This is a genomic window from Thermococcus sp. (assembly GCF_027012695.1).
Taxonomy (GTDB): domain Archaea; phylum Methanobacteriota_B; class Thermococci; order Thermococcales; family Thermococcaceae; genus Thermococcus.
The window spans coordinates 1-4306 of the sequence record NZ_JALUYR010000019.1 but is presented as its reverse complement, the minus strand read 5'-3'; the positions used below and the strand labels follow the sequence as shown (position 1 = coordinate 4306).

Here is a 4306-nt window from a genome sequence, read left to right as displayed (position 1 = left end):
CAGAAGGCCCACTGAAAAGGCAATAGAGCGCTGTATCAAAGGAGAGCTCTGTCTCGAGGGAAACGGCGAAAGAAGGCCCGTAACGTGGGCGGATGTCCATCTCTGGCTTCAAGACAAAAACAAAATTACTCAACTTCAATCGGGGTTAGTTGGAAAGCTGGCAAGAGAGTTTAAAGAGGGGGTAGATGCACTCTACAAACAGTTGAAGGGGCTGTTTGAGGAACTCGGCCCCAACAGTGAGGTCTTTTACGTGGAAAACCTCCTGAGTATGAAAGCCCTCACCAAGCTCTACGGTACGGACGAGAATGACGAACGTCTTAGTGGAGTGAACCTGGAGGGCATAAGAGACGCCGTGAAGAAACTGGCCGGACTAATCGGCGAGCCGCCAAAGTACTACGCCATCCTCAAGATGGACGGCGACCACATGGGCAAAGTTATAAGCGGAGCCAAAGCTGTCAAACCCCTCAGTGAATACGCCCTCGGAAACGCTCCAGCTATTCCGAGGCCCGTTACACCCCCGATACACATAGCAATAACCCGTTCCCTCAGCAGGTTCGCCGTTGAGAAGGTGCCGAAGGAGAGCAGGGGTAAGAACGCCGAGCTCCTCTACGCGGGTGGAGACGATGTTTTCGCGCTTGCTCCAACTGATAGGACTATTGAGCTTGCCTATAACCTTCAGAACCACTTCAGAACCGACTGGGATGGATATGAACCCCTTCAGGGCCACACAAGGAGCATGAGTGCCGGTTTGCTCGTAACTTACTACAAGGAGCCCCTCTACAGCGCCGTCAGGAGGGTTAACGAGCTGGAACACCTGGCGAAGGAAAGCGGAAGGAACGCTTTGGCAATAGGCTACCTCAAGCACAGCGGTAGTTACTACAGGATTGTCGTCAACTGGAGGCTCTTCGAGGGTCTAAAGGGAAAGGGATGCGAAGAGGACAATGAAAATCATGCGGAAGAACTCCCGCCGCTTCAATCCCTCCTGAAGGAGCTGAGGAAGGATGAGAAGGGACTGAGTAACAGGATAATCTACGAGATTGGGGAGGGTGTGAACACCTGGCCCAACGACGCGGGGGCGATTCTCTACCTTCTCAGGTACGAGCTGATGAGGCACTCCAACTACGGTGAGAATGAAAAGGAGCGGGAGGTGTTCAACAGGTTCGCCGAGTTCCTGTGGATTGCAAGGCATGTAAGGGTAAAGGTGGATGAAAGGGAGATTAAAGAACTCGGCATGGATCCGGGCAAAAAGGCTCTCCGGATGCTCACCAGGAGGCTCAACGAGGCAGTAAACAGGGTGATAGCTGACGACCCCGAGAGGGAAGGGCCCGACGAGACCTTTGAGGACTTAAAAGGGGAACTCCAGAATTTGGAGGAAAGCCTAACGAGGGGAGGTTTCTGGTTCGGACGTCTGGAGAAGGAGCTTTCATCGGCCGGAGTAAGCAAAGACCTGGCCAGAGAAATTGCCGCTCTTGTTCTCAGGAAACAACTGCGGGGAGCTGCCTATCTCCTCAAGGTCCTCCTCGAAATGGGGGTGGGAGCATGATGAAAATTTCCCCCTACGACATCCTCTTCTTCAGGGAGAGCAGGGACTTCTCGGCCGGAGAGAACCACGTCGCCGAGAGCATCGAGCCGTTACCCCACACGATAGCCGGAGCAATAATGGGGGCGATTTACGAAAAAGGCAAGCTTGACCTTCTGAACCTCAGGAGAACCAACAGCGGAGTTGAGAAAATCCCCGATCCCAGGAACTGGGAGCCGAAATTTTCCATCCTCGGGACGTTCTTTGGCTTCGAGAGGACCAACGATGAAGGCGAAACAAGGCCGCTCTTTCCTCTTCCCATGGACCTCGTTGAAGTCGAAGGTAGAATTGCTCCCCTCAGGGCTCATCCCCTTTCGGATGGCAGGGTGGGTGTGGTTGCGGAGGTTAAAGGGAAAAAGGTTCTCCACTTTGGGCCAAGGAGGGCTTTTATACCCGCTGAGGCCCTCGAGAGGTACCTGTCGGGAGATCTTAATGACGGCCCTCATGTCGAGGCCAACATACGAGAAGTTAAGGACGTTTATGAGAGGGAAACCAGAATCGGCATCGGGCTCAACGAGAAGAGGACCGCCCAGGAGGGGCTCCTCTACAGGATATCGGCCCTGAGACTTCAGGAGGAGAGGGAAAAAGAAGTCCTGGAAGAAACAGTAATCACCGTCTATTTTGAGCCCGGCGATGAGAAGGTCATCGAGGATACAATAGGTGAGAAGGGCCTCCTGAAACTCGGAGGCGAGTCGAGGTTTGCTGGCTTTGAATTCAAGGCGGGGAGTTTTCCGCTGAAAGCCGGTGGAGACGTTAAAGCAGACGAGAAGTTCAAACTCTATGTCGCGACGCCCCTGATAGTCAAGGGCAGCAGCGTGAGGGCCTTCATCGAAGAAGAACTCAAAGGCAAGGCCCGCGTTGTCAAGGTCTTCACGGACAGACTGATTCACGTAACGGGCTGGGACGCCGTTAAAAAGATGCCGAAACCGACCTACTACGCCCTCCCGCCAGGAACTGTTATATGGCTTGATGCCGAGAAGGATCTATCAATACCTCCTAAGCTTGGAAGGATGACATGGGCAGGTTATGGCCTTGTTCTCGTAGGGGGAGGCTGGTGATGGGGGTTTATCACGTTTCGGGTCTGGGGACGAGTCCGGGAGCCCTGACAATGCCCTTGTCAATAGTGTACATACTCCAAGCGGCGGCGCAGCTCGGCAACCCCAGTGCAGAAGCGTTTTTTGCCGGATCCGGCGAGATGGAGGGGAAGGGAAGCTACGAAAAGATAGCAGGTTTGCCCGAACACATAATAGCCTTCGATTCACCCGAGGTAATACACGGGAGGATGCCGTTAAGGTACGAATCAAGATGGTTCAGGATGAGAGGATCGAAGCAAGAACCCATAGAAAGACCCGTTGTGCGTTATCTGGAGAAACTCGTTCGCTATCTCAACGACGAGTTCGATGTGTGTTTAACTCTCTCAACAGAGAATAAGTTGTTTCTGGTTGAAACCGACTATCAGGACTTTGAAGATTCCTTTGAGAAGATGGGAATAACCCTCGAAGGACTGAGAAGGAAAGAGGTCTGGCTTAACCTCATAGGAGGTACCAACCAGATGAACCTTGCGCTCTTGCTTTCAGGATCCTTCACCGCCATCCCAAGTAGATACTACTATGTGTTCCAGAACACATTGGCACTTGAACCCTCCTGGATACCAAAACCCAACAAAAATAACATAAATACAATCGTAAAGGATGTTATGGATAGATGGTACGATCTTCCACCCCTTGACATGGGGCTGGGGAGTATCATCAGGGAGCTCTACGATAAGTTCAGCAAGGAAGGAAGGGACTTTATCTCAAAAAACGAGCTTGCTCAGATACTCAAACACAAGAATCCAAACTACAGCGACGAGTTTATCCCAAAACTGATAAGGGCCAGGTACCTCGTCAGCGTTGATTCCAACACCTTTACGAGGGGTGACATGCTGGACAGAGTGCTCGCGATGTTCGGTAAAATTGTCCAATCCAACGTTCGCAATCCCTCAGACTGGCAAAAGTGGGCGAAGGAACAGGGTATACTAAAGGAGGTGCCCTTTAATGAAGTTTCTTGTTAGGGAGTTTGGGGAATTCACGCTTGTTTCCTTTGACACGGAGGGCCCAATAAGGCCGGGGGTTCTTAAAACGTTAAAACCCCCTGCGGTAAATGGCAGAAAAGGAGTTATCCTGAGTGGAAGGGGACCTATATGGCTCTACGCCTTTCTTGTCCATTACTACCACCCCACCGTTTGGGTGGCAACCTACGACCCAAGGCTTGGGGGGGCAGTTGTTGTGGAATCTCACGTGCCCGGAGTAACGCCGGGGGATGTAATCCCGCTGAGCACTGAGGAGGTGGTTTGATGTACTCGAAGAAACTCGTTTTGGGAATCTACACTATATCGCCCGTGCACGCGGGCAGTGGTTCAGAGACCAGCGTCATAGACCTTCCGATACAGAGGGAGAAGCACACTGGCTTTCCCGTGATATGGGGCCAGAGCCTCAAGGGCGTTCTGAGGCATGCCTTCGAAGACGGTGGCATGGACCTGGAAGTTATATACTCTATCTTCGGCCCGGACGTTGATGAACTAAGAAAAAACGCCTATGCAGGGGCGATAAGCGTCGGCGACGCTAAGATACTCCTCTTCCCTGTCAGGAGTGCTAAAGGTGTCTTCGCCTACGTAACCAGTCCACTCGTTCTCGAGAGGTTCAAGAGGGACATGGAGCTAGCAGGCAAGGAGGTGAACTTTGATGT

At 52.3% G+C, this 4306-nt stretch carries 5 protein-coding genes; all 5 read left to right on the top strand.

Annotated features, from left to right (window positions below; all coding sequences use genetic code 11):
* On the top strand, positions 1 to 1543 hold a 1543-nt coding region (gene cas10 / locus MV985_RS01010; RefSeq protein WP_297458254.1), incomplete at its 5' end, for a type III-B CRISPR-associated protein Cas10/Cmr2.
* Positions 1540 to 2637 (top strand): type III-B CRISPR module-associated protein Cmr3, encoded by a 1098-nt coding sequence (gene cmr3, locus MV985_RS01005; protein WP_297458248.1) that lies wholly within the window; start codon positions 1540 to 1542, stop codon positions 2635 to 2637. The genes cas10 and cmr3, both read left to right, overlap by 4 nt.
* On the top strand, positions 2637 to 3632 hold the full coding sequence (locus MV985_RS01000) for a hypothetical protein (RefSeq protein ID WP_297458244.1): 996 nt from the start codon (positions 2637 to 2639) through the stop codon (positions 3630 to 3632). The genes cmr3 and MV985_RS01000 overlap by 1 nt, the downstream gene beginning before the upstream one ends.
* Positions 3616 to 3915: a CRISPR-associated ring nuclease Crn3/Csx3 gene (gene crn3 / locus MV985_RS00995; RefSeq protein ID WP_297458241.1), complete on the top strand. Its 300-nt coding sequence runs from the start codon at positions 3616 to 3618 to the stop codon at positions 3913 to 3915. The genes MV985_RS01000 and crn3 overlap by 17 nt, the downstream gene beginning before the upstream one ends.
* Positions 3915 to 4306, top strand: a 392-nt coding sequence (gene cmr4, locus MV985_RS00990) for a type III-B CRISPR module RAMP protein Cmr4 (RefSeq protein WP_297458238.1), incomplete at its 3' end; no start/stop codon positions are given. The genes crn3 and cmr4, both read left to right, overlap by 1 nt.